Source organism: Microbacterium paulum, assembly GCF_015707995.1.
GTDB classification, from domain to species: Bacteria; Actinomycetota; Actinomycetes; order Actinomycetales; family Microbacteriaceae; genus Microbacterium; species Microbacterium paulum.
In genome coordinates this window covers 1-24,615 of sequence record NZ_JAAGRY010000007.1, presented here as the reverse complement: position 1 = coordinate 24,615, position 24,615 = coordinate 1, and the positions used below count along the sequence as shown (strand labels likewise).

Annotated in this window: 22 protein-coding genes and 1 pseudogene; 10 read left to right on the top strand and 13 right to left on the bottom strand. The window is 70.3% G+C overall.

Translation table 11 applies throughout. The annotated features are described in order from the left end of the window. The first annotated feature begins 70 nt into the window (after window positions 1–70). Genes G3N18_RS03100 through G3N18_RS03080 form a run of 5 tightly spaced genes read left to right on the top strand, consistent with a single transcriptional unit; the run spans window position 71 to window position 3,500 of the window. A complete protein-coding gene (locus tag G3N18_RS03100) occupies window positions 71–364 on the top strand; it encodes a type VII secretion target (RefSeq protein WP_196382845.1) in 294 nt (97 codons plus the stop codon). Next, window positions 361–1,767, top strand: a complete 1,407-nt coding sequence (locus tag G3N18_RS03095; RefSeq protein ID WP_196382844.1) for a hypothetical protein — start codon at window positions 361–363, stop codon at window positions 1,765–1,767. The genes G3N18_RS03100 and G3N18_RS03095 overlap by 4 nt, the downstream gene beginning before the upstream one ends. Beyond that, complete coding sequence (locus G3N18_RS03090) at window positions 1,764–2,357, top strand: hypothetical protein (protein ID WP_196382843.1); 594 nt, start codon at window positions 1,764–1,766, stop codon at window positions 2,355–2,357. Before G3N18_RS03095 ends, G3N18_RS03090 begins: the two co-directional genes overlap by 4 nt. Before the next feature lie 8 nt (window positions 2,358–2,365). Next, window positions 2,366–2,935 carry a hypothetical protein gene (locus G3N18_RS03085; RefSeq protein WP_196382842.1) on the top strand — a complete coding sequence of 190 codons (570 nt, stop codon included), beginning with the start codon at window positions 2,366–2,368 and terminating at the stop codon, window positions 2,933–2,935. A gap of 10 nt (window positions 2,936–2,945) precedes the next feature. Further along, window positions 2,946–3,500 carry a hypothetical protein gene (locus G3N18_RS03080; protein ID WP_196382841.1) on the top strand — a complete coding sequence of 185 codons (555 nt, stop codon included), beginning with the start codon at window positions 2,946–2,948 and terminating at the stop codon, window positions 3,498–3,500. Between the two features lie 10 nt (window positions 3,501–3,510). Here G3N18_RS03080 and G3N18_RS03075 read toward each other — a convergent pair whose 3' ends face one another. Then, window positions 3,511–4,497, bottom strand: coding sequence for a GlxA family transcriptional regulator (locus G3N18_RS03075; protein ID WP_196382840.1), 987 nt, complete (start codon window positions 4,495–4,497; stop codon window positions 3,511–3,513). Window positions 4,498–4,745: 248 nt separating this feature from the next. Here G3N18_RS03075 and G3N18_RS03070 point away from each other — a divergent pair, with 248 nt between their 5' ends. Next, window positions 4,746–5,213 (top strand): hypothetical protein, encoded by a 468-nt coding sequence (locus tag G3N18_RS03070; protein WP_196382839.1) that lies wholly within the window; start codon window positions 4,746–4,748, stop codon window positions 5,211–5,213. A gap of 79 nt (window positions 5,214–5,292) precedes the next feature. Here G3N18_RS03070 and G3N18_RS03065 read toward each other — a convergent pair whose 3' ends face one another. Both G3N18_RS03065 and G3N18_RS03060 read right to left on the bottom strand, forming a co-directional pair. After that, on the bottom strand, window positions 5,293–6,381 hold the full coding sequence (locus tag G3N18_RS03065; protein ID WP_141380612.1) for a glycosyltransferase family 4 protein: 1,089 nt from the start codon (window positions 6,379–6,381) through the stop codon (window positions 5,293–5,295). A 4-nt stretch (window positions 6,382–6,385) separates the two neighbouring features. Next, window positions 6,386–7,567 (bottom strand): glycosyltransferase, encoded by a 1,182-nt coding sequence (locus tag G3N18_RS03060; RefSeq protein ID WP_196382838.1) that lies wholly within the window; start codon window positions 7,565–7,567, stop codon window positions 6,386–6,388. 276 nt (window positions 7,568–7,843) lie between these two features. On the opposite strand from G3N18_RS03060, the pseudogene G3N18_RS16005 reads away from it, so the two are divergent. Further along, window positions 7,844–8,255: pseudogene (locus G3N18_RS16005) on the top strand (hypothetical protein); the annotation flags it as partial. Window positions 8,256–8,334: 79 nt separating this feature from the next. On the opposite strand, the gene G3N18_RS03055 reads toward G3N18_RS16005, so the two are convergent. From G3N18_RS03055 to G3N18_RS03025, 7 genes are all read right to left on the bottom strand, one after another. Beyond that, window positions 8,335–8,520: a hypothetical protein gene (locus G3N18_RS03055; RefSeq protein ID WP_196382837.1), complete on the bottom strand. Its 186-nt coding sequence runs from the start codon at window positions 8,518–8,520 to the stop codon at window positions 8,335–8,337. A 36-nt stretch (window positions 8,521–8,556) separates the two neighbouring features. Beyond that, window positions 8,557–9,453 carry a ribokinase gene (locus G3N18_RS03050; RefSeq protein ID WP_196382836.1) on the bottom strand — a complete coding sequence of 299 codons (897 nt, stop codon included), beginning with the start codon at window positions 9,451–9,453 and terminating at the stop codon, window positions 8,557–8,559. A 4-nt stretch (window positions 9,454–9,457) separates the two neighbouring features. Then, entirely contained in the window at window positions 9,458–9,898 is a 441-nt protein-coding gene (locus G3N18_RS03045; protein ID WP_196382835.1) for a heat shock protein transcriptional repressor HspR, read from the bottom strand. Window positions 9,899–9,900: 2 nt separating this feature from the next. Further along, the gene (locus tag G3N18_RS03040) at window positions 9,901–10,893 is read right to left on the bottom strand and encodes a DnaJ C-terminal domain-containing protein (RefSeq protein ID WP_196382834.1); all 993 of its coding nucleotides are present in this window, start codon (window positions 10,891–10,893) and stop codon (window positions 9,901–9,903) included. A gap of 8 nt (window positions 10,894–10,901) precedes the next feature. After that, complete coding sequence (locus tag G3N18_RS03035; RefSeq protein WP_141380458.1) at window positions 10,902–11,474, bottom strand: nucleotide exchange factor GrpE; 573 nt, start codon at window positions 11,472–11,474, stop codon at window positions 10,902–10,904. A gap of 8 nt (window positions 11,475–11,482) precedes the next feature. Further along, on the bottom strand, window positions 11,483–13,351 hold the full coding sequence (gene dnaK, locus G3N18_RS03030) for a molecular chaperone DnaK (protein WP_196382833.1): 1,869 nt from the start codon (window positions 13,349–13,351) through the stop codon (window positions 11,483–11,485). Between the two features lie 154 nt (window positions 13,352–13,505). Continuing rightward, window positions 13,506–14,189 carry a GntR family transcriptional regulator gene (locus G3N18_RS03025; protein ID WP_196382832.1) on the bottom strand — a complete coding sequence of 228 codons (684 nt, stop codon included), beginning with the start codon at window positions 14,187–14,189 and terminating at the stop codon, window positions 13,506–13,508. 167 nt (window positions 14,190–14,356) lie between these two features. Between G3N18_RS03025 and G3N18_RS03020 the strand changes: the two genes are divergently transcribed. After that, window positions 14,357–16,060, top strand: a complete 1,704-nt coding sequence (locus G3N18_RS03020; protein WP_196382831.1) for an L-lactate permease — start codon at window positions 14,357–14,359, stop codon at window positions 16,058–16,060. Window positions 16,061–16,119: 59 nt separating this feature from the next. Beyond that, complete coding sequence (locus G3N18_RS03015) at window positions 16,120–18,930, top strand: FAD-linked oxidase C-terminal domain-containing protein (RefSeq protein ID WP_196382886.1); 2,811 nt, start codon at window positions 16,120–16,122, stop codon at window positions 18,928–18,930. A gap of 76 nt (window positions 18,931–19,006) precedes the next feature. On the opposite strand, the gene G3N18_RS03010 is transcribed toward G3N18_RS03015, so the two are convergent. Beyond that, on the bottom strand, window positions 19,007–20,752 hold the full coding sequence (locus tag G3N18_RS03010) for a DEAD/DEAH box helicase (protein ID WP_196382830.1): 1,746 nt from the start codon (window positions 20,750–20,752) through the stop codon (window positions 19,007–19,009). A gap of 196 nt (window positions 20,753–20,948) precedes the next feature. On the opposite strand from G3N18_RS03010, the gene G3N18_RS03005 reads away from it, so the two are divergent. Next, window positions 20,949–22,367 carry an MFS transporter gene (locus G3N18_RS03005; RefSeq protein ID WP_196382829.1) on the top strand — a complete coding sequence of 473 codons (1,419 nt, stop codon included), beginning with the start codon at window positions 20,949–20,951 and terminating at the stop codon, window positions 22,365–22,367. A 37-nt stretch (window positions 22,368–22,404) separates the two neighbouring features. On the opposite strand, the gene G3N18_RS03000 is transcribed toward G3N18_RS03005, so the two are convergent. Then, window positions 22,405–24,066: a BCCT family transporter gene (locus G3N18_RS03000; protein ID WP_196382885.1), complete on the bottom strand. Its 1,662-nt coding sequence runs from the start codon at window positions 24,064–24,066 to the stop codon at window positions 22,405–22,407. A gap of 163 nt (window positions 24,067–24,229) precedes the next feature. Further along, window positions 24,230–24,615 (bottom strand): MarR family winged helix-turn-helix transcriptional regulator (locus G3N18_RS02995; protein WP_230403801.1); only part of this gene is annotated, 386 nt, incomplete at its 5' end.

The window sequence follows — 24,615 nt, the reverse complement described above, 5'->3', positions numbered from 1 at the left end:
GCGGCAAGCCTCGCGGCGATGGGCAGTCCTCCCCATCGCGACCGTCCCGGGGCTCACCTAGAGTGACAACGTGGCCGATCTCGTCGTCAATACGGAGAACCTCCGAAACCTCGCGAACCAGCTCGCGACCGTCCACGGCACCCTCACCGCCGGGGATGGCGACGCGCGCGACCTGGCGGGGATGATCCCGCACGCCGGGCTCGCCTCCGCCGTGGACGAGTTCACCTCGGGGTGGGACCGGCGACGCAAAGACCTCGCGGATCGCGTGGACCAGCTGCAGAAGCGCGCCGACGGCGCCGCCGATGCCTTCGAAGGCGTCGACGGCCAGCTGGCCGACAAGCTCAAGGAGGGAAGCAACGGATGAGCATGGCACCCATCGGCGGCGATGTCGCCGGCATCCGCGGGCACGCCTCGCGATACAGTTCCACGGCCCGCGCGGTATCGGAAGCGGTCGACATGCTGCAGGCGGTCATCAGTGCGTCGCAGCAGGAGACGAGCGAAGCCGTCGAGGCCCTGGCCGGGACGATCGGCGACACGAAGACCTTCCTCTCCCGCATCCGGGAGCGCTACGAAGTGGCCGGCTCCGCGCTCGCCGTCTTCGCGAACGAGCTCGAGCAGGCGCAGCAGCAAGCGGCATCCGCGATCGCCGCGCACGACGACGCCCAGCGTCGCCACACCTACGCGCAGCGCAACCTGACGGAGGCCCGTCAGGCGACGCAGCAGACCGTCGACCCCAATGAGCTCGCCGAGGCGACGGATGCCGCGCGACGCTACTCGTCGATGAGCACGTCGGCGGCGACGGACCTCTCCCAGGCGCAGGCCGCCTACGATGCCGCGGTCCAGCGTGTGCAGCAGGCCGGCGACACCGCGGCATCCACCATCTCCCAGACGGTGTCCAGCGATTCGCTCAACGACTCGTGGTGGGACAACGTCCTGGACTGGGTGAACCAGAACGCGGAGTGGCTGAAGGTCGTCAAGGACATCCTCACGGTCGTCACCGCCATCGTCGGCGTGCTGTCGATCTTCTTCCCCGTGCTCGCGCCCATCGCCCTGGGGCTCGCCGTCCTGTCGATGGGGCTCAGCTTCCTGCTGGCCTCGTCGGGCGACGGGTCGTGGTTCGATTTCGCGCTGGACGCCATCGGCGTGCTGACCTTCGGCGTGGGAAGCGCTGCGCTGGCCGGCATCAAACTCGGCACGGTCGCCCTGCGCGGCGGTCGCGCGGCCACGCTCGCGGTGCGCAGCCCCGGGATGGTCTGGGGCAACGGCGCACGCCAGGTCATCGGCAATCTGCTCGATCGGGGCCTGGTCGGCTCGATCCGTCAGCCGATGCGGATGGTGGCCGAAGAGAGCGCGAGCGTCCTGTCGGCACGGCCGAACCTCGCACAGGTCGTCACGCACTGGGGCGACGATGCGATCAAGGGCATCCGCGAGTCGGACAGCATCATCATCTCCGAGTTCGACCAGATCGCGTCGCAGGCGCGGCTCGGCGCCGGAGGCGCCATCGACAACCTCGTGACGAGCGGCGTCGACAGCCTGAAGAACGTCGTGGGGACGATGGGCAAGATCGGCTCGTCGCTCGACGCCTACAACATGGTCGGAATCGGGATCAACCGCAGTGACCAGCTGATGAACTGGGTTCAGGACCAGACCGGAGTCCAGACACCGCTGGGCACCCTCACGACCGGCCTCAACGAGGTGTACGGATTCGTTCCCGGGCTCTTCGAGGCGCCGATGGGAGCGGACTGGCGCTCCGCCTCCACCCCGTGACGCTTGAGCGCCGCGTGGCGTGGGAGGCCCGCTTCGGGGACGGACTGTTCCTCGCCACCATCCTCTGGATCATCTTCGGCGCCTTCCCGACGATCGGACTGTTGGTGGGACAGCTCGTGACCGGTTCGTTCGTGAGCAACGGCGCCGTGCCCGACAGCTTTCCCGCCTTCATGCCGCCGTGGTGGGCGGCCTACCCCATGACCCTGCTGCTCGTGGTGTTGGCCGTGGGTTCGCTACCGCTGCCACTGCGGGGTCCGCGGGCAACGACGCGGAGCACACTTCTGACGGTGCTCGTGCTGACCTTCAGCACGACGCTCTACATCGCCGCAGCCGCCGCGGCGGCGGAAGCCCACCAGGGTCGTGTCAACTTCTTCGGGGTCGACAACCTCGTGTTCATCCAGTTCTTCCTGATCCTCGTCACCGTCGCACGCATGCTGCTGAGCGGAATGCGCCTGCTGCCGCGAACGTGGCGGGAGTACATAGACGACGACGGTACGGTGGTGCCGCCGAAGGAGATCGTGCGTCGCGCCCCGCGCCGCCCGTGGGACTGGAATCGCAACCGGATGCAGCGCCGTCCGCCACGACAGTGAAGGAAACCGTGAACGAGATCGCGCCGCCACGCTACCGGCTCGTGCTGCCGCCGGGGTTCCTGCTCATCCCGGTGGCGCACTCGACCGACGACGAGATCGCCGACCTCGTCCGTCGCCACTATCGCGACCTTCCGCGTGACAGCTATGGCCCGCAGATCGAGAGAACCGCCGCTCAGCTCGTCGCCTCCGCCCGCAGCGCGCGCGAGGCCGGCGTGCTCGACCTCGTCGTGCCGATGGGAGTGCCGTGGCGCGCACCGGTGTCGCTGGCGATCGCCATCAGCACCGCCCCGGCACCGGGCGCCGCTGACCCGGAGTCCTCGGCATCCGAGTCCACCGAGATCGTGACGACGACGGCGGGCGAGGCCGTCCGCGCCACCGAGAGATTCACCGCGCCCGCGACCGCCGACGAGATGGCGCCGCTGCTGAGGATGCGCTTCCGGTGGTCGATCCCGGATGCCGAGCGGCAGCTGCTGGCCGTCTGCACGATCAGCGGGACGGTCGATCCGGAGCTCGCGCCGATCGTCGACGCCCTCGCCGAGCTCGGCGATCTCCTGCTGCGCACGCTCCGCTGGGACTGAGAGGAACCGCATGGCCATCGACATGGACTACGACCTGGACCGGTGGGTCTACGTGCCGAACGTCTTCCCCTGGGAGTCGTTCGGCGACGAAGAGCAGTGGGCGGATGCCGTCGCGCGCGCTTTCGGTGGAGAAGGAGGCACGGCCGCGCCGGCAGAGCTCGTCGAGTGGCTGCGGGCGTACCTCATCGGCGCGGTGCGCGGCAACCGGTCGGGGACGATCCGCTTCGTGCATCTGCCGAACATCACCGCACCGCACGCGATCGTCGACGTCTACGACATGCCGCGTCGCGACGACGTCGCACTGATCGATCTGACACACGAGAACCAGGAACCCGCTGTGCGCGAGGCCGAGGTCGTGCCGTTCGACTCGGAGCATCTCGGTGCGGGCGTGAAGTCCACCCGGTGGGTGCGCACCGAGGCCGACAGGATAGTCCGGGCCACCAACTGGGTGTGGCGCACCGCTGAGCGCGACATCGTCGTCCTGACGGCCAGCTCCGATCTGCCCCTCGCAGAGGCTCTCGACCCGGTCGTCGACGAGCTGGCGCGCACGATCCGCCCGGCCTGACGCCTCCCCCTCAGGACGCGATCGCCTCCAGCTCCGCCGGTGCCGCAGCCGTGCAGGTGAAGCGTGCCCGGTACGCGGTGGGGCTCAGCCCCAGCATCCGGGTGAAGTTCTGGCGCAGCACCGCCGCCGAGCCGAAGCCGCTCTCGAAGGCGACGGCGTCGAGGCCCAGTTCGGTCTGCTCGAGCAGGCGCTGCGCGTGGATGATCCGCTGCCGGGCGAGCCACGCCGCGGGGGTCGTGCCGTAGTCGGCCTTGAACCGGCGCGCGAAGGTGCGCGGCGACATGTGCGCGCGGGCGGCGAGCTGATCGACCGAGAGGTCGAGGGTGAGGTTCTCGACGATCCACTCCGTCACCGGCGTGAGCGACATCGAGGTGGACTCGGGCAGCGGCTTGGCGATGAACTGCGCCTGGCCGCCGTCGCGCTGCGGCGGCACGACCATGCGCCGGGCGATGGTGTTCGTCATCTCCGCGCCGAGCTCGATGCGCAGGAGGTGCAGACAGGCGTCGAGCCCCGCGGCGGTGCCGGCGCTCGTGATGATGCGGGCATCCTGCACGTAGAGCACGTTCGGGTCGACGTCGATCTCGGGGTAAAGGCTTGCCATCTTCTCGGCGTACATCCAGTGCGTCGTGGCGCGGCGACCGTCGAGAACGCCCGCCGCCGCGAGGACGAACGACCCGCTGCAGACGCTCAGCACCCAGGCATCCCGCGCGACGGCGTGCCGGACGAGGTCGAGCACGCGCTCGTCCACGTCGTCCCAGTACTCGTGCGGGATCGGCGAGATCACGACGAGGTCGGCCTCGTAGGCGAAGGAGAGATCGGCGTCGACGTTGATCGAGAAGCCGATCTTCGAAGGCACGACGCCCGGTGTGGGTGTCACGACGCGGAAGTCGAAGTTCGGGATGCCGTCGTCGGAGCGGTCGAGTCCGAACGCCTCGCAGGCGACGCCGAACTCGAACGGAGCGAACCCGGGCAGGACGACGCACGCGACAGTCTTCATGGCAGGAATACTACTAGGGGCGGCTTTTCTGCCACTAGTGGCGGTTTGGATACGTGCATAGCGTTCCTGCCATGATCCTTCTCACTCTCCTCACGCTGATCTCGGCGATCGCGATCGCCGCCACCTTCCGCACCGTGCACGTCGACGGCTACCGTCGCACCCCGACCGATCGCACGCGCCTGCCCTGACGCCCCTCGCTCGGTCGGTGGTGACACCGAGAGTGGAGGCCCGTGCCAGAGGAGGCCGCCATGTCGACGCCCGACCCGTCCGCCGCTTCGACGCCCGACACTCCGCCTACGGCCGCCGCCGCACCACCGGCCTACTACACCCCGCCGCAGTACGCGCCGAATCCGTACGCGCCGAATCCGTCCGCACCGGCGGGCTGGTCGCCCGCGCCGCAGGCATCCGCAGCGAACGGCTCGCGACGCGGGCTTGCCCTCACCGCGGTGATCCTCGGGGCGCTCCCGCTCGTCGGCAACCTCTTCCAGCCCTTCGTGCTGCGCACCGTGGTCGCCAGCGGCGGCTACGCCGTCTACACGATGATCAGCGCCGCCCTCGGGATCGTGGGGCTGGTGCTCGGCGTCGCCGCACTCGTCTGCGGCCTGCTCTCGCGCCGCGACGCCCCGCTGCCGGCGGGCATCGGCATCGGCGTCGGAGTCGCCCTCATCGCGAGCGCGCTCACCGGGCTCCTCTACGCCCTCACCTCGTACCTCTGACGCGGACTCCCCGGGCGCCGGGCGCCGCGCGCCTGCTTCGAGAAAGCGCGCGTGTGGGAGACCGCGACCGCCGGACCGCTCAGATCCCGGCGAGCGCGTCGAGCAGCACGTCCGCCGACCGGCCCCAGTCGAATCGCGCGATGTGGGCGGTGCCCGCGGCGATCACCTCGGCGCGGCGAGCGGGGTCGTCGAGGGCGCGGATGCCTCGGGCGAACGCCTCGGCATCCATCCCGGGTGCGTACAGCGCACCGTCGCCGGCGACCTCGCGGAAGATCGGCATGTCGGTGACGACGGCGGGGACGCCGAGTTCGAGCGCTTCGGCGACGGGCAGGCCGTAGCCCTCGTCGAGCGAGGCGGAGACCAGGACGCCGTGGTCGGCGAGGAGGGCCGCGTACTCGGCATCCGTCACCCCGCCGTGGAAGACGACGCGCGCGCCGGCGGGGTCGATCAGCGCCTCGAGCTCGGCGCGGCGGGCGGGTGAGATGCGCGACAGCAGGTGCAGCGTGCGCCCCGGCAGGAGGGCCGCGGCGCCGAGGAGCGTCTCGACGTTCTTGTAGGGCATGAACGAGCCCATGTAGACGAGGTTCTGCGCGCCCGGCACGACCTCGGCCCCCTCGGGGAGGAGCTCGGCGAGCCGCTGCGGCGCGTTGGGCACGACCACGACGGGGCGCTTCGTGAGGTTCACGCGGGCGAACTCGGCGGCGCTCGTCTCGCTCACGGTGGCGACGACGTCGGCGGCGTTGAGGGTCAGGCGCTGTGGCACGTAGGAGAGGTGGAACAGGCGCCAGCCGACGCGCACGTACCAGGGCAGGTCGCGGGGGGGCGTGCGGTGCCGGTAGTAGATCGTGTCGTGCAGGGTCAGGATGAGCCCGAAGCGACGGCCGAGCGAGCCGATCGTCTGCATGGGCGAGAACACCGCGTCGGGACGGTAGCGGTTCAGCCGCAGCGCGGCGAACGGTTCGAGCGCCGAGGTAGGCGCGTGCACGAGCAGGGTGCGCGCCCCCGCGGGCAGGAGCGCGCGCTGCGCCTCGTCGTGGATGAGGAAGACGACGTCGACCCCCCGTGCGGGCGCGGCGGCGAACACGGCGCGAGCGAGCTCCGCCGAATACCGGCTGATGCCGTCGTGGAAGTCGGTGCGGATGTACCGCACGTCGAACAGCAGCCGCACGGCGTCAGGCTCCGAGCGGTTCGCCGCGGTAGAGCTTCTCGAACGTGTCGAGCGTGTTCTCGATGTCATGGATCTCGACGCCGTCGAGGGATGCCTGCTGCATGCGCAGGTACTCCTCGGGCGACGCGGTCAGCACGCGGCGCAGCTTGTCGGCGAGGTCGTCGACGTTCCCCGGCTCGAAGAGGTATCCGTTCTCACCGTCGTGCACGAGGTGCGGCAGCGCGACGGCATTGGCCGCGACGACGGGCAGGCCCGAGGCCATCGCCTCCATCGTCGCGATCGACTGCAACTCGGCGATCGAGGCGATCGCGAAGACGTCCGCCTTGCCGTACGACGCGCGCAGCTCGTCCTCTTCCACCCGACCGTGGAAGGTGACCCGGTCTTGGACGCCGAGGCGCTGCGCGGTCTGCTCGAGATTGCGGCGCTGGTCGCCGCCTCCGACGATGTCGAACGTGATGTTCGGGAGTTCGGGGGCGAGCTTCGCGACGGCGCCGAGGGTGACCTCGACGTGCTTCTCGGTGGTGAGCCGGCCGACGAACAGCACTCGGTGGTGCTCGCGCGGGGTGAGGTCGGGCGTGTAGTTGCGCTTGTCGATGCCGCAGCTGATCGGGATGACGCCCTCGATGTCGATCGTCTGCTCGAGGAACTCGGCCGCCTTGCGGGTGGGCGTCGTCACGGCGCGCGACATGTCGAAGGTGCGCTTGGCGTCGTCCCACGCGAGCTTGACGACGATCTTGTCGAGCACGGGCGGCAGGGTCGTGAAGTCGATGATGTTCTCGGCCATCACGTGGTTGGTGGCGACCACGGGGATGCCTCGTTGATGCGCGATGCGGGTGAGACCGCGCCCGATCACGATGTGCGACTGACTGTGCACGACGTCGGGCTGGACGGCGTCGAGCACCTTGCGCGCGTAGTGCTTGCTACGCCAGGGCCAGACGAATCGCAGCCAGTCGTGCGGGGGCCAGCGCACGCCGGGCAGCCGGTGCACGGTGAGGTCCTGGCCCTCGATGTGCTCGGTGAACACGCCGTGGTTGCGGTGCCCGACGCTCGGGGTGACGATGTGCACGTCGTGGCCGCGGCCGGCGAGGCCCGCGGCGAGGCGCTCCGCGAAGCGGGCGGCGCCGTTGACGTCGGGCGCGAAGGTGTCGGCGGCGATCACAATCGTCAGCGGGGAGCGGTCGGGCATGGGCGAGCCCTCGGCGTCTGGTTCGGGGGTGGTATCCGGTGTCGCGGTGGGAGTCACGGGTTCGGTGGCTTCCTATCTCTGCGGCGTCGCCGGCGGGTGCGCCGGCGCCCTCGAGTCTAACCGAGGGGTCTTCGAGTGCCCCGGTGGCACCGCGGCGCGGGCGCCGTTCGGGAGGAGAAGTGCGTTCGGGAGGGTGTTCGCAACCTCCGCGCCCTCCCGAGTGCAGAAACCCTCCCGAGTGACGCGCAGCGGGGAGAGCCCGCCTACCCTGGAGGCATGATGCGCCTGCAGGCCGACGCCGATCCCGCCCGCTGGGTTCCCGTCACGGGCTCGTTCGGGCTGCGCGGGCGCCGCCACCGCAAGCGCGCGATCGGCATGCTGCTCGCGCAGGCGAACGCCGCGCTCGGCGCCACGCCGCGACCGGGCGCGGGGCGCGGCGTCGCCGCGTGGGCGATGAGCCAGGCGGTGCCGATGCTGCTCCGCAGAGCCGGCGGGCGCGTGCTCGTCTGGGTGTGGAAGGACGACCCCGAGCTCGTCGTCGCACTCGCACAGGTGCAGCAGGCGACCCCGCAGCTGCGCACCGCGCGCGCGATGATGCCCATGGAGTACGACGGACACCGAGGACTTCCGCAGCCCCTTCCTCGGCCTCGGCGAGAAGCTCGCCGCGCCGCTCCCCGGCAGCAGCCGGGCCGACGACGAACGAGTGGATGCCTCGGCATCCGCCCCGCCCCCGGCCCCGCCCTCCGCGACCTGACCCCCGTCGCCCGCTATGACGAGCACTTCGACGCGGAGGGCGGACTCGCGACCGGCAGCACGGCATCGCGCAAGGTGCTGCGCGACGCGATCGCGCACGCCCAGAGGCGCACGTCGGAGCGCGCGATGCGAAAGATCACGACGAACGGCGACGACGGCCGGCTGCGGTTCGTCGAGGAGCCGGCGACGATGACCCACATCGGGGGACCCGCGTCGACGCGTGGCGAGGCCGTGAGTCAGCCCGCGGCGAGCGCCGCGGCGATCTCCGCGCGGGTGGGCATCGAGGCGGCGGCGGCCGCGCGGGTGACGGCGAGGGACGCCGCAGCGGTCGCCGCCGCGAGCGCGTCGCCCAGACCCACGCCCTGCGCGAGCCAGGCGACGAGCACGCCCGCGAACGTGTCGCCCGCTCCCGTCGTGTCGACGGGCCTCACCGGTCGCGCCGAAACCCGCTCGACGACGCGGCCGCCGCGGGCGACGACGGCCCCGTCGGCCCCGCACGTGACGACGACGGTGCGGGCGTGGCCACTGAGCGCGATCGCGGCGGCCTCGGAATCCGTCACGCCCGCGAGCACTGCGGCCTCGCCGGCGTTCGGGACGAGCACATCGGAGAGCGCGAGCATCTCGTCGAGCGACACGCCCACCGGCGCCGGGGTGAGGACGGTCACGACGCCGTGCGCCCGCGCATGGCGCAGCGCCTCGACGACGAGCGCCTCGGGCCGCTCCAGCTGCACGACGAGGTGGGATGCCTCGGCGATGAGCGGTCGCTCGTCGCCGGTCAGATCGGCGGTCTCGTTCGCTCCGGAGACGACGGTGATCGCGTTTTCGCCGTCGTCGGTCACGGTGATCTGGGCGATGCCCGTCGGGCGCCCGGTCGTGCGCAGGGCGCGGGTGTCGATGCCCTCGGACTCGAGCGCCGCACGCAGCCGTGCGCCGTACTCGTCGTCGCCGACGGCACCGATGAACGCCACATCGGCACCGGCCCGCGCCGCCGCGACGGCCTGGTTCAGTCCCTTGCCGCCCGGGCCGGTGTGGAACGACGATCCGAACATGGTCTCGCCGGGCTCGGCCCGACGTGGCTGACGCACCACCAGATCGACGTTGGCGCTGCCGAGCACGACGATCCGCGAGGCCATCCGGTCAGCCGACCTCGTCGGACGGGCCGCCCGGCCGCCACAGCACGACCTCCGTCGCCCGCCGAACCCGGGTGCCGCGGCGGAGCGTCACGACCGAGCCGGTCGTCCCCGCCGCGAACACGCGCGAGCGTCGGTCGGCCTCGCGCTGCAGCCGCCCCTCCAGCTCCGACACCTGCCCGCGGAGCCCCCTCACCGTGTTCTCGAGCTCGATGAGACGCGAGATGGCGGGCAGGTTCATGCCCTCCGCCGACAGTGCCGCGACTTCGCGCAGCTGCTTGACGTGCCGCAGCGAGTAGCGACGGGAGCCGCCCTGCGTGCGCCCGGGCGTGACGAGGCCCAGCCGGTCGTACTGCCGCAGCGTCTGCGGATGCATTCCGGCGAGCTCGGCCGCGACCGCGATCGCGAAGATCGGCTCCTCGTCGTCGGGGATCTCGTCCGTCGCCATGGCTACTCCCGGGCCTTCGCCATGAGCTCGGCGCGCGGGTTCTCCTTCGGCTCCACTTCGTGGAAGCGCTCGAGAGCCTCCTTCGCCTTGTCATCCAGGTGTGCCGGCACGGCGACCTGCACCTCGGCGAGCAGGTCGCCGGTGCCCTTCGACGACTGCACGCCGCGCCCCTTCACCCGGAGCACGCGCCCCGAGGGTGTGCCCGGAGCGACCCGCAGCTTGACCGGGTCACCGCCGAGCGTCGGCACCTCGATGGTGGCGCCGAGCGCTGCCTCGGTGAAGGTGACCGGCACCGTCACCCGCAGGTTCAGCCCATCTCGGGTGAACACGGGGTGCGGCCGCACCGTCACCTGCACGACGATGTCGCCGGGCTCGCCGCCGTCGGGAGAGGGCCGCCCACGGCCGCGCAGACGGATCTTCTGCCCGTCCGACACGCCCGCCGGGATCTTCACCTTGAACGGCTTGCCGTCTTCGCCGGCGAGGCTGATCGTCTCGCCCTTGACCGCGGTCTGGAAGTCCAGCGTCGTGCGCGCGGTGACATCCGCGCCGCGCTGCGGACCGCCGTAGCCGCGGAACCCGCCGGTCGACTGGCCGAACCGGCCCGAGCCGAACCCGCCGCCCTGCTGCCCGAACATCGAGAACAGGTCGTCGAAGTCGGCCTGCTGGTACGACCCGCCGCGCGACTGGCCGAACCGACTGAAGACGTCTTCGAACCCGCCCGCGCCGCCCGAACCGGGCGCCTGGAAGCGGGCGCTGCCCGACCCCATCGCCCGGATCTGGTCGTACTCCTCGCGCTGATCCTTGTCGGAGAGCACCGAGTACGCCTCGCTGATCTCCTTGAACTTCGCCTCGGCGGCCGCATCACCCTGGTTGGAATCGGGGTGGTACTTGCGCGCCAGCTTGCGATACGCCTTCTTCAGATCGGCGTCCGAGATGTCCTTGGACACCCCCAGCACCTTGTAGAAGTCCTTGTCGAACCAGTCCTGACTGGCCATCGCTCCCCTTACTCGGCCGAGCCGGCCACGACGACCTTCGCCGGTCGCAATTCGATGTCGCCGAGGCGGTAGCCGACCTCGACGACGTCGAGGATCGTGCCGTCAGCCACGCCACCCGGGTTGGGCGCGTGGAAGATCGCCTCGTGCTGCTGCGGGTCGAACGCCTCACCGGCGGTGCCGTAGGTCTCGACACCGAGCCGCGACACGACGGCGCGGAGCTTCTCGGCGATAGCCGCGAGGGGCGACCCATCGGCGAGATCGCCGTGCTTCTCGGCGCGGTCGAGGTCGTCGAGCACGGGCAGCAGCCCCTTCGCGACCGACCCCGTGGCGCGGGCGATCTCCACCTCGCGCTGCTCCTCGGTGCGCCGGCGGTAGTTGGCGTACTCCGCCTGCACCCGCTTGAGGTCCAGCAGCAGATCCTTGTCCTCATCGGATGCCTCGGCGATGGCAGCGTCGTCGGTCTGCTCGGCGCCCAGGATGTCGTCGACCGTCAGGGAGTCCTCCTGCGAGTCGGGGCCGGATGCCGTGGCATCCGACCCCTCGTCACCGGGGACCTCGTTCTCGAAGTCCTTGGTCATGATCCGCTTTCTTACTTCTTCTCGTCCTCGTCGTCGACGACCTCGGCGTCGATGACATCCTCTTCGGGGTTCGGCGTCTCACCGTTGCCGGGCTGGCCGACGTTCGGGTCGGCCTGCTCGCCGGCGGCCTGCTGCGACGCGTAGATCGCCTCGCCGAGCTTGCCCTGCGACTGGTTCAGCTTGTCGAAGGCCGTCTTCACGGCATCCTCGTCTTCACCGGCCAGCGCGGACTTCAGCGCGTCGACGTCGGCCTGGACGGAGTCCTTGACCTCGGCCGGCAGCTTGTCCTCGTTGTCCTTGATGAGCTTCTCGATCGAGTACGAGAGCGTCTCGGCCTGGTTACGCACCTCTGCCGACTCGCGACGCTTCTTGTCCTCCGCGGCGTGCTCCTCAGCCTCGCGCACCATGCGGTCGATGTCCTCCTTCGGGAGGCTCGAGCCGCCCGTGATCGTCATCGACTGCTCCTTGCCGGTGCCCTTGTCCTTCGCGGACACGTGCACGATGCCGTTCGCGTCGATGTCGAACGTGACCTCGACCTGCGGGATGCCCCGGGGAGCCGGCGCGATGCCGGTCAGCTCGAAGGTGCCGAGCGGCTTGTTGTCACGCGTGAACTCGCGCTCACCCTGGAACACCTGGATCGCGACCGACGGCTGGTTGTCGTCGGCGGTCGTGAACGTCTCGCTGCGCTTGGTCGGGATGGCGGTGTTGCGCTCGATGAGCTTCGTCATGATGCCACCCTTGGTCTCGATACCGAGGCTCAGGGGGGTGACGTCGATCAGCAGCACGTCCTTGCGCTCGCCCTTGAGGACACCCGCCTGCAGGGCGGCGCCGACGGCGACGACCTCGTCCGGGTTCACGCCCTTGTTGGGCTCCTTGCCGCCGGTCAGCTTCTTGACGAGCTCGGTGACCTGGGGCATGCGGGTCGAGCCGCCGACGAGGACCACGTGGTCGATGTCGGCGACCTTGATGCCCGCCTCGGCGACGACGTCGTTGAACGGCTTCTTCGTGCGGTCGAGCAGATCCTTCGTGAGGTCCTCGAACTTCGCGCGCGTGATCGTCTCCGACAGCGACACGGGGCCCGAGTCGGTGAGCGACAGGTACGGCAGGTTGATCGAGGTGCTCGTCGAGGACGAGAGCTCCTTCTTGGCCTGCTCGGCGGCCTCCTTGAGGCGCTGCAGGGCGATCTTGTCACCCGAGACGTCGACGCCGGTGGTCTCCTTGAACTGCTTGATCAGGTAGTCGACGAGGCGCTGGTCCCAGTCGTCGCCGCCGAGGCGGTTGTCACCGGCGGTGGCGCGCACCTGGATGGTCGAGAAGTCCTCGTCCTTGCCCACTTCGAGCAGAGAGACGTCGAACGTGCCACCACCGAGGTCGAAGACGAGGATGAGCTCGTCCTCCTTGCCCTTGTCGAGGCCGTAGGCCAGGGCCGCCGCGGTGGGCTCGTTGATGATGCGCAGCACGTTGAGGCCGGCGATCTCCCCGGCTTCCTTCGTGGCCTGACGCTCGGCGTCGTTGAAGTACGCCGGCACCGTGATGACGGCGTCGGTCACGGTGTCACCGAGGTACGACTCGGCATCGCGCTTGAGCTTCTGGAGAATGCGCGCGGAGATCTCCTGCGGCGTCCACTTCTTGCCGTCCACGTCGAATGTCCAGTCGGTGCCCATGTGGCGCTTGACCGACGAGATGGTGCGGTCGACGTTGGTGACGGCCTGGCGCTTGGCGGTCTCGCCGACGAGCACCTCGCCGTCCTTGGTGAACGCGACCACCGACGGGGTGGTGCGGAAGCCCTCGGCGTTGGTGATGACCTTCGGCTCGCCGCCCTCGAGGACGGAGACGACGGAGTTCGTCGTACCGAGGTCGATACCCACTGCACGTGCCATGTGTGTTTCCTTTCCCGAAACGGATCTGAAGAAATCTGCGGACGTTGAGTCCTGATGGCTCAACTTTCATCCGGGTTCCACGATACGCAGGGGCGGCGCCGGTGTCAAATGAACTTGATACAGGACATATCAAGTTTTCAGGATGCCGGCGCGGTCACACGGTGGGCGGGACGAACGCCTCGGGCCCGGCCACGCCGCCCAGCCGTTCGGCGAGGCGCTCGCGGGCGCGACCGATGTGGATGGCGAGAAGAGCCGCCGCACCGTCCTCGTCCCCCGCCTCGATCAGTTCCAGGATGCGCTCGTGCTCGGCCGCGATCAGCTCGGTGGGCAGCAGCGAGGCCCCCTGCACCTGCGACATGCAGAAGACGACCTCCGAGGCGAGCGATCCGTAGGTGCGGCTCAGCCGGGGACTGCCGATGGCGTCGATCAGCGCCGTGTGGAAGCGCATGTCCGGTTCGACGACCTCCCCCGGCGAGGCATCGATCAGCATCGCGATCTCGGCGTTGGCCTTGCGGGCGCGCTCCGGCGCGAGGCGTTTGCGCGCGAGCCGGCGGAGCACCTCGGCTTCGACCACCTCGCGGGACAGGTAGATGTCGCGCGCGTCGTCCGGCGACAGGCGCACGACGCGGGCCGTCTTGTGCGCACTGCGCTGCAGCAGGTTCTCGCGCACCAGATTCTCGATCGCCATCTTGGCCGTGGGTCGCGCCACGTCGTAGGTCTCGGCCACGTCAGCCTCGGCCAGAGCGGTGCTCGGCTCGAGCTGCCCGCCCAGGACGCGCCGACGAAGGTCCTCGGTGACCGCCTCGATGATCGAGACGGCTCTGACGTGTGCCGGCATCCGGCTCCTCCTCGAGCGACCCGCGCTGCGGAGCGGGTGAGGCCATCCTAATGATGACCGTCCCATCCGGATACTTGACAGGCTTGTGTTCTTGTCAGACAATCTCACGAGCGAAACACCCCTGGCGGTCGACGTCGACCGCCCACTCGATGAGGAGTCACCACCGGATGTTCCAGCAGATCCTCGACCCGCTGTTCGGGTCGCTCGCCCTCTCGGCGCTCGTCGCCGTCATCCCCTTGGCCACGCTCTTCGTGCTGCTGGGGGTCTTCCGCGTGAAGGCGTGGAAAGCCTCACTCGTCGGTCTCGTGCTGTCGATGCTTCTCGCCGTCGCGGTGTGGCGGATGCCGGTGCCCCAGGTCGTCAGCGGCAGTCTCGAAGGCGCCCTGTACGGAATCGTGCCCATCCTGTGGATCCTCGTGAACGCACTCTGGGTCTACCGACTGACGGTCGTCACCGGCTGGTTCGAGGTGCTGGGCGACCGCATCCGCGCCATCAGCGACGACCAGCGGATCCTGGCCATCATCATCGCCTTCTGCTTCGGTGCGCTGCTCGAGTCCCTCGCCGGGTTCGGCGCGCCGGTCGCGATCTCCATCGCGATGCTCATCGCCGCGGGGATGGCGCCGGTCAAAGCGGCCGTGGTGTCACTGCTGGCCAACACGGCACCGGTCGCGTTCGGCGCGATGGCCGCGCCGATCATCGCGCTGTCGGGGGTGACCGGCATCGACATCCATCTGCTCTCGCAGATGGCGGGCCGCCAGACGCCGTTCCTGGCGGTTTTCGTTCCTCTCATCCTCGTGTTCATCGTCGACGGATGGCGCGGCGTGCGGCAGACCTGGCCGGTCACGACCGTCGCCGGTGTCGCTTTCGCCGTGTCGCAGTTCATCACCTCCAACTTCATCGCGGTCGAGATCACCGACGTGGTCGCCGCCGTGGTGACCGTGATCGCCGTGCTGGTCACGCTGAAGTTCTGGACGCCCAGGAGCACCGTCGCCTTCGAGCCGGCGATCGCCGACGCGAACGCCGGCTCGGCCGTCGGCGCAACCGTCCCCACGACCGGCGGCAAGACCGCCACGACGGTCGTCAAGGTCGCCGACGCGACCAGGATCGACCGCAGCGGGCGCACGCCGGCGAACCTGACCTGGAACGCGGTCATGCCCTACGTCGTGATCATCGCGGTGTTCTCGATCTCGCAGCTGCCGCCGGTGAAGGCCTTCCTCGCCGAGCATGCGACGCTGACCTTCGCCTGGCCCGGTCTGGACGTCTCCGACAGCTCGGGTGAGGCGGTGGCCACGGTCTTCAAGCTCGGCTACATCGGAACCGGCGGCACGCTGCTGCTACTGTCGGGCATCATCGTCGCCCTCCTGTACCGGCTGCCGACGCGCCGGGCGCTGGAGGCGTACGGGGCGACGCTCCACCAGCTGCGCTTCACCATCGTCACCGTCGTGTCGGTCCTCGCCCTCGCCTACGTCATGAACCTGTCCGGTCAGACGCACACCCTCGGCGCGGCGCTGGCCGCGACCGGCGGCTTCTTCGCCCTGCTGTCGCCGGCCATCGGCTGGCTGGGCGTGGCGATCACCGGATCGGACACGTCCTCGAACGCACTGTTCGGCCTGCTGCAGGCCACCACGGCCCAGAAAGTCGGGCTCGACCCCGTCCTCATGGCGGCCACCAACTCGTCCGCCGGCGTGCTCGGCAAGATGCTCTCACCGCAGAACCTCGCCGTGGCCGCCGCAGCGGCCGGAATGGCCGGCAAGGAGGGCGACCTGTTCCGAAAGCTCCTCTGGTGGAGCCTGGGCCTGCTGATCGTCTTCACGGGCCTGGTCTACCTGCAGTCCACCCCGATCCTCGGCTGGATGGTCCCCACGCCGTGACCGCTGCAGCCCGGCATCCCCTCCCGCACGCCGACCACGACATCCCGCGGCAGGGATGGATCGACCCCGCCGTCGCCGCTGCGGTCGGCGAGGCGGAGCGCATCAGGCTGCGGGCGATCGACCGGGTCGCGTACGCCAGCGACGCCTCGCACTTCCTGCACACACCGCGCGCCGTGGTGATCGCCGACGACGCCGCCGAGGTCGGGGCGATCATGCGCGCCGCCACCGCGAGCGGGTCCAGGGTCACGTTCCGCTCGGGCGGGACGAGCCTGTCGGGGCAGTCGTCCGGCGAGGACATCCTCGTGGACACGCGGCGCTCCTTCCGGCGGATCGACGTGCTCGACGGAGGCCGCCGCGTGCGGGTGCAGCCGGGTGCCACCGTCCGGCAGGTCAACGCCCGTCTGCTCCGGCACGGATATCGACTGGGCCCCGACCCCGCCAGCGAGGCGGCGTGCACGATCGGCGGGGTGATCGCCAACAACTCCAGCGGCATGGCGTGCGGGACGGTCGAGAACACCTACCGCACGCTCGAGTCGATGGTGTTCGTGCTGCCTTCGGGCACGGTCGTCGACTCCGCGGCGCTCGACGCGGATGCCGCGCTGCAGGCCGCCGAGCCGGAGCTGTTCGAAGGCCTGCGCCGCCTCACGGCGCGCGTCCGCTCGAATCCCGACTCGGTCCGCCTCATCGAGCGGCAGTTCGCGATGAAGAACACCATCGGGTACGGGGTGAACGCGTTCCTCGACCACGAGTCCCCCGCGCAGGTGCTCACCCGCCTCGTGATCGGCAGTGAGGGCACTCTCGCCTTCGTCGCCGAGGCCACCTACCGCACGGTCCCGATCAAGCCCCGGGTGACCACGGCGCTCGCGGTCTTCCCGGACATCGTCGAGGCGACCCGCGCGCTCCCCGCCCTTGTGGCGACCGGTGCCGCGACCCTCGAGCTCATGGACGCGACCAGTCTGCGCGTGGGTCAGTCCTTCGCCGATGCGCCGCCGCAGATCCGCGGTTTCGAGGTCACCGACCAGGCCGCGCTGCTGATCGAGTACCAGGCGATGGACGAGGCCGGACTCGCCGCGCTGGCCGCGGCGGGCACTGCTTTGCTGCGCGACCTGCCGCTGATCACGCCGGCTGTGCTGTCCAGCGACGCCGGCGAGCGCGCGCTGGCGTGGAAGCTGCGCAAGGGCCTGTACACGAGCGTCGCGGGTGCGCGTCCGTCCGGGACGACCGCCCTCCTGGAGGACATCGTGGTGCCCGTGCCGCAGCTCGCGCCCACCTGCGCCTCGCTGCAGGACCTGTTCGCCACCTATTCCTACAGCGACAGCGTGATCTTCGGGCACGCCAAGGACGGCAACATCCACTTCATGCTCACCGACCGCTTCGAGGGCGACGCGGCCCTCGGGCGCTTCACCTCGTTCACGGAGGAGATGGTCGACCTCGTGCTGGGCGCCGGCGGCAACCTCAAGGCCGAGCACGGCACCGGTCGCGTCATGGCGCCCTACGTCCGGCGGCAGTACGGCGAGGAGCTGTACCAGGTGATGCGCGAGCTCAAACGGCTGTGCGACCCGACCGGCATGCTCAACCCCGGCGTGATCATCGAGGACGATCCGCGGGCGCACCTGCGCAACATCAAGCTCGCCGAGCCGATCGAGGCCGAAGCTGACCGGTGCGTGGAGTGCGGGTACTGCGAGCCGGTGTGTCCGTCGAAGGACCTCACGCTCACACCCCGGCAGCGGATCGTCGTGCGTCGCGGCATGAAGCGCGCCGAGGCGGCGGGCGATCACGCCCTCGCTCGTGAGCTCGACCGGGACTACGACTACGCGGGCGTGGACACCTGCGCCGTCGACGGCATGTGCGTCACCGCATGCCCCGTCCTCATCAACACCGGCGCGCTCGTCAAGAGGCTGCGCCGAGAGGATCAGAATCCGGTGCTGGCGGCCGGGTGGAAGGCCGCCGCGCACGGGTGGGGCGCCGTCAGTCGCGGCGCAGCGGCGGCCCTGACCGTCGCCGATCACGTGCCCGCGGGACTCGTGAAGGCCGCGACGACGGTCGGGCGGGCCCTCCTGGGCGCGGACACGGTCCCGGAGTACAGCGCCGACCTCCCGGCGGGCGGCTCGGCGCGGGGGCCGCTGACCGGATGCCTCGGGTCCGGCCCCGGCGATCCGGTCGCCGTCTACCTGCCCGCCTGCGTGAACTCCATGTTCGGAGCCGCGGGGGAGGGCATCGGCGCGACCTCCGCGTTCGCGCGGCTGCTCGAACGCGCCGGCGTGCGCGTGGTGGTGCCCGAAGGCATCGAAGCCCTGTGCTGCAGCACGCCGTGGACCTCGAAGGGGTACGCCGGCGGGCGGGACGTGATGGCCGATCGGGTCGTCGAGGCGGTGCGGGTCGCCTCCCGCGACGGCGCGCTGCCCGTGATCAGCGACGCCTCCAGCTGCACGGAGGGGTTCGCGCACATCTTCGAGGACCGGAAGCTGCCCTTCCGCACCGAGGATGCCGTCGACTTCGTCGCCCGTGAGGTGCTGCCGGCGCTCGGGGATATCACGCCGCTGGTCGACTCGCTCGTCCTGCATCCGACCTGCTCGTCCACACAGATGGGGCTCGATCCCGCTCTGCAGGCGGTGGGCGCGGTCGTCGCCCGCGAGGTGACCGTGCCGTACGCGTGGAACTGCTGCGGCTTCGCCGGCGACCGCGGGATGCTCCATCCCGAACTGACGGCCGCGGCGACCGCGGCCGAGGCGGCCGAGGTCGCCCGCCTCGGCGCCGACGCCCACGCGTCGTGCAACCGCACGTGCGAGATCGGGATGACCCGTGCGACCGGCGCGGAGTACCGGCACGTCCTCGAACTGCTCGAAGAGGCGACCCGGCCGCCGAGCTGACGGTCCCGGCCGCCGTCCGGCCGGGTCGCCCTCCTCACGCTCCGCCGTTCACAACTCCGGACATCCCGTCGGCCGGTCAGTCGCGCGGACGCGACGGACGATCGGTTCGTTTCGCCGAGCGCTGGAAGCGGTCGGGCTTGATCTCGATCAGCCGGCCGCTGATGCGGGTCTGCTCGAGCCGCTTCAGGGTGTCGGCGGGGAGGTCGGCGGGAAGCTCGACGAGCGAGAAGTCCGGACGGATCTGGATCGCGCCGAAGTCCTCACGGCGCAGCCCGCCCTCGTTCGCGAGCGCACCGACGATCTGGCGCGGCTCGACCTTGTGCCGGCGGCCGACCTCGATGCGATAGGTCGTGCTGGGTCCGCCGGGGCGGCGACGGTCGTCGCGACGCGGGCGCTCCTCGCGGTCGGCACCGTCGCGGCGGGTGCGGTCGTCGCGGTCGAAGCGCTCATGGCGCTGCTGCCGGTCGGACTCGGCATCCAGCAGCAGCGGCGTCTCCCCCTGCGCGACGACGGCGAGCGCGGCGGCCACGTCGGCTTCCGGCACGTCGTGGTGGCTGACGTAGTGCGCGACGATGTCGCGGAAGCGGGCGATCCGGTCGCTCTCGGCCAGGGCGGCCGTGATCGCGTCGTCGAATCGCGTGAGCCGGGTGGCGTTCACGTCGTCCACGCTCGGCAGGCTCATCTCGGTCAGCGGTTGACGCGTCGCCTTCTCGATCGAGGTGAGCATGCGCCGCTCACGCGGCGTGACGAAGCTGATCGCGTCACCCGTGCGACCGGCACGCCCGGTGCGGCCGATCCGGTGGACGTACGATTCGGTGTCGATGGGCAGGTCGAAGTTGACCACGTGGCTGATGCGGTCCACGTCCAGGCCGCGCGCGGCGACGTCGGTGGCGACGAGGATGTCGAGCTTGCCGGACTTCAGCTGGTTGACCGTGCGCTCGCGCTGCGCCTGAACGACATCACCGTTGATCGCGGCGGCCGTGTAGCCGCGGGCGCGGAGCTTCTCGGCGAGGGTCTCGGTCTCGTTCTTGGTGCGGGTGAAGACGATCATGCCCTCGAAGGGCTCGACTTCGAGGATGCGGGTCAGGGCATCCACCTTCTGCGGGTACGACACGACGAGGTAGCGCTGCGTGATGTTCGTGGCCGTCGAGGTCTTCGCCTTGACGTTGATCTCGTCGGGGTTTTTCAGGTACGTGCCCGCGAGGCGGCGGATCTGGGCCGGCATGGTCGCCGAGAAGAGCGCGACCTGCTTGCCGGCGGGGGTGTCGGCGAGGATCGTCTCGACGTCTTCGGCGAAGCCCATCTTGAGCATCTCGTCGGCCTCGTCGAGCACGAGGAAGCGCAGCTCCGACAGGTCGAGCGTGCCCTTGTCGAGGTGGTCCATGATGCGACCGGGGGTGCCGACGACCACGTGCACGCCGCGGCGGAGCGCCGACAGCTGCTGCCCGTAGCCCTGTCCGCCATAGACGGGCAGCACGTGCACGCCGCGCAGGTGCGCCGCGTACGATTCGAACGCCTCGCACACCTGCAAGGCGAGCTCGCGCGTGGGGGCGAGCACGAGCGCCTGCGGAGTCTTCTGCGACAGGTCGAGCTGCGAGAGGATCGGCAGCGCGAACGCGGCCGTCTTTCCGGTGCCGGTCTGCGCCGTGCCGAGCACGTCGCGCCCGGCGAGCAGCGGCGGGATCGTCGCGGCCTGGATCGCCGACGGGGTCTCGTAGCCCACGTCGCGCACCGCCTTCAGCACGGCATCGTCGAGGCCGAGATCGGCGAAGGTGAGGGAGGGGGTCGCCGGGGCCTCGTCGGGCGCACTGTCGGTGGTCATCCCCCTACGGTAGTCGCACGCGCCTGCGCGGCACGCGCCCGAGTGGCCGTAGGGTGGGCACGCACCGCGATGGTGGGTGCCCGAACGGATGCCTCGCGGCGGCCGGGATCGACCGTGCGGCGGCACCGTCGGCCGCCCCGCGGCGGCGCGGAGAGACGGCACCGGCCGTTCACCGAAAGGACCTAGCGTGACGAACATGTCGCTCCCCGATCAGCCCGCCCCCGACGCCGTCGCCGCGTCGGCGGCCACCGGCGCCGTGCAGACCCAGCCCGTGCCCCGCAAGCAGGTGGTGTCGTGGGCGCTGTGGGACTGGGCGACGCAGCCGTTCAACTCGGTGATCCTCACCTTCGTCTGGGTGTCGCTGTACCTCGTCTCCGACTCGTTCCTGCCCGCCGACGTCGCGGCGCAGAACGCCGACGGACAACTCGTCTGCTCGCGGGCCGCCGACGCCGTGACCGACTACTGCCGGGGGCTTTCCGACCTGAGCGAGTGGTACGGCTGGGTGACGTTCGCCGCAGGCATCCTGGTGCTGCTGCTCGCCCCGGTGCTCGGTCAGCGCGCCGACGCGCAGGGCACCAAGAAGCGCTGGGTCGTCGGGGGCACCGCGGCGCTCGCGCTCGTGCAGTTCGCGCTGTTCTTCGTCTACGCCGAGCCGCAGTACTTCTGGTTCGGGGCGATCCTCGTGGCGCTCGGCTCGGTGGCGAGCGAGATCGCCGGCGTCAGCTACAACGCCATGCTGCTGCAGGTGTCGACGCCGAGGACGATCGGGCGCGTGAGCGGCCTCGGCTGGGGCATGGGCTACATCGGCGGCATCGTCGCGCTCGTGATCGTCGTGGTGCTGAACCAGGTCGGCTGGTTCGGACTGGATGTCTCGGGCGGGCTCGCCTATCGCCTGATCGCCGTCGGCGCCGCCGTCTGGACCGTGGTGTTCTCGCTGCCGTTCTTCTTCAACGTGCCCGAGGCCGCCGCACGCGACAGCCGCCCGAAGGTCGGTTTCGTGCAGAGCTATGCCGTGCTCTTCCGCGACATCGCGGGGCTCTACCGCTCGCACCGGTCGACCTTCTGGTTCCTGATCTCGAGCGCGGTCTACCGCGACGGCCTCGCCGGCGTGTTCGCCTTCGGCGGGGTGCTCGCGGCGGTGTCGTTCGGCTTCTCGCCCAACGAGGTCATCATCTTCGGCATCGCGCTGAACGTCGTCGCCGGTGTCTCGACGATCATCGCGGGGCGGCTCGATGACCGGTTCGGCGCGCGCGCCGTGATCGTCTCGGCCCTCGTCATCCTCATTGTCAGCGCGCTGTTCGTCTTCCTCTTCCGCGAAGAGGGCAAGCTCGTGTTCTGGGTCGGCGGCATCGTGCTGTCGGCGGCCGTGGGGCCCGCCCAGGCATCCAGCCGATCACTGCTGGCGCGCGTCGCGCCGGACGACATGCAGGGCGAGGTGTTCGGCCTCTACGCGACGACCGGACGCGTGATGAGCTTCCTGTCGCCGCTGCTGTGGTCGCTGTTCATCGGCTGGTTCGGGGCGACGCACTTCGGCATCCTCGGCATCGTGCTGATCCTCGTGATCGGCCTCGTGCTGCTGCTGCTCGTGCGGTTGCCCAAGCACGTGCGCGAGTAGTCGGGCGCGCCCACGCGCCGAGCCCGAGTACCCCCGGTCAGCGCCGGCGCATCCAGGGCAGCCGGATGCCTCGCTCGTTGGGCCCTTCGACCTCGAGACCGTACCGTTCGCCGATCTCGTCGACGAACTTCGCGCGCTGCGCACGGTCGTAGGCGGCGCGCTCGCGGCGGAACGCGACGATCGTCGACCAGCAGATGAGCAGCATCACGATGCTGAACGGCAGCGCGATGATGATCGCCGCCGTCTGCAGCGCCACGAGGCCGCCCGCGATCAGCAGCGCGATGGCGAGGATCGCCGTGACGAAGGTGAACAGGGCCCGCACGGGGCGCGACGGCTCGGGGTTTCCGCCGGTCGCGAGCATGCCCATGACGAGGGCGCCCGAGTCGGCCGAGGTGATGAAGAAGATCGCGATGAGGATCAGGGCGCCGATCGTGAGCACCATCGTGCCGGGCAGGTGCTGGAACAGCTGGAAGAGGGCGCCCTGCAGATCGACCTTGCCTGCGGCATCCGTCATCGAGCCGGGAGTGTCCATCTCGAGCTTGAGCGCCGAGCCGCCGAGCACCGCGAACCACAGGATGCCGAGGAGGGTCGGCACGATCAGCACGCCCATGACGAACTGGCGCACCGTGCGGCCACGGCTGACACGCGCGATGAAGATGCCGACGAAGGGCGCCCACGAGATCCACCAGCCCCAGTAGAACGCCGTCCACGCGGCCTGCCACTGCTGGCCCGCCTCACCCTGGAACGCGCTGACGCTGAAGCTCAGCCCGATGAAGTTCTGCAGGTACGCGCCGATCGACTGCACCCATTCGCGCAGCAGATACACGGTGTCGCCGGCGAACAGCACGTAGAGCAGCAGCAGCGCCGCGAGCACGAGGTTGATCGTCGACAGCCACTTCATGCCCTTGGTGACGCCTGAGAGCACCGAGAACAGCACTCCTCCGGTGATGACGACGATGATGACGATCTGCTCGACGAGGCCCGGGTCGTTCACGATGCCCGCCGAGTCGAGGCCCGAGCTGATCTGCATGACGCCGAGGCCGAGGCTCGTCGCGACGCCGAAGAGGGTGCCGACGAGCGCGATCGCGTCGATCGCGTTGCCCCAGCCGCCCCGCACGTGCCGGCCCAGCACCGGCTCGAGCGCCCAGCGGATCGACAGGGGGCGCCGGCGGCGGTGGATCGCGTATGCCAGGGCGAGGCCCACGACGACGTAGATCGCCCACGCCTGCACGCCCCAGTGCAGGTAGGTCTGGGTCAGAGCCGACTGCGCGAGCTGGGCGGGCGTGCCGGTGACGCCGGGCTTCGGGTCGACGAAGTGGCTGAGCGGCTCGCTCACGCCGTAGAACACGAGCCCGATGCCCATGCCCGCGGCGAACAGCAACGAGAACCATGCGGTCGTGGAGAACTCGAGCTCATCGTCGTCGCGGCCGAGCTTGATGTCGCCGTAGCGGCTGAAGCCGAGAAAGAGACAGAAGGCGACGAAGAACGCGGTGATCAGCACGTAGTACCAGCTGAACCCGTCGACGATCGCCGCCTGGATCGTGCCGAAGAACGTCTCGGCGTGCGTCGGGAAGATGATCGCGAAGAGGCTGAACGGCAGCGTCACGGCGGCGGCGGGGCCGATCACCCAGAGGCCCGGTCCGGAGCGCCTGGCGGCGGTACGCGCCGTGGTGGTGGCGGCGGCATCCGTCTCGGTCACACGAGCCGTGGATGCCTGAGCGGCGGATGCCTCGTCGGGGGCGGGCGCGGGGGCGTCGGAGTTTTCGCGGCTGTCGGGGTTCACCCCGGCATGTTACCCGCCGACCTGACGGCGCTCCGGGGGCTTGACCCGGGCACGGTGCGTGGGGAACCCGCGGCCGCACTCAGTGCTGCGGCCAGGCGGCGGCGAGCTTCGTGAGCAGTCGCGCGAGCTCGGAACGCTCCTCAGGGGTGAAGCCTTCGAGGGCCTGCGACAGGTGCTCGCGGCGCTGCCCGCGGAAGCCGCGCACGACTTTCGCGCCCTCGTCGGTGAGCGCGATGCGGGTGCGTCGGGCGTCGTCGGGATCGGCCTCGCGCCGCACGAACCCGAGGTCGACCGCCTGCTGGATCAGCCGCGACGCGCGCGGCTGATCGACCCCGATCGCGTCGCCGACCTCGCTGACGCTGAGCGGGTGGGATGCCGCGGCCAGCGCCTCGAGCATGCGCAACCGTGCCGGGCCACCCATCCGCGCGCCGGCCGCCCACGGGCCGGCGGCCCAGGGTCCGGCGG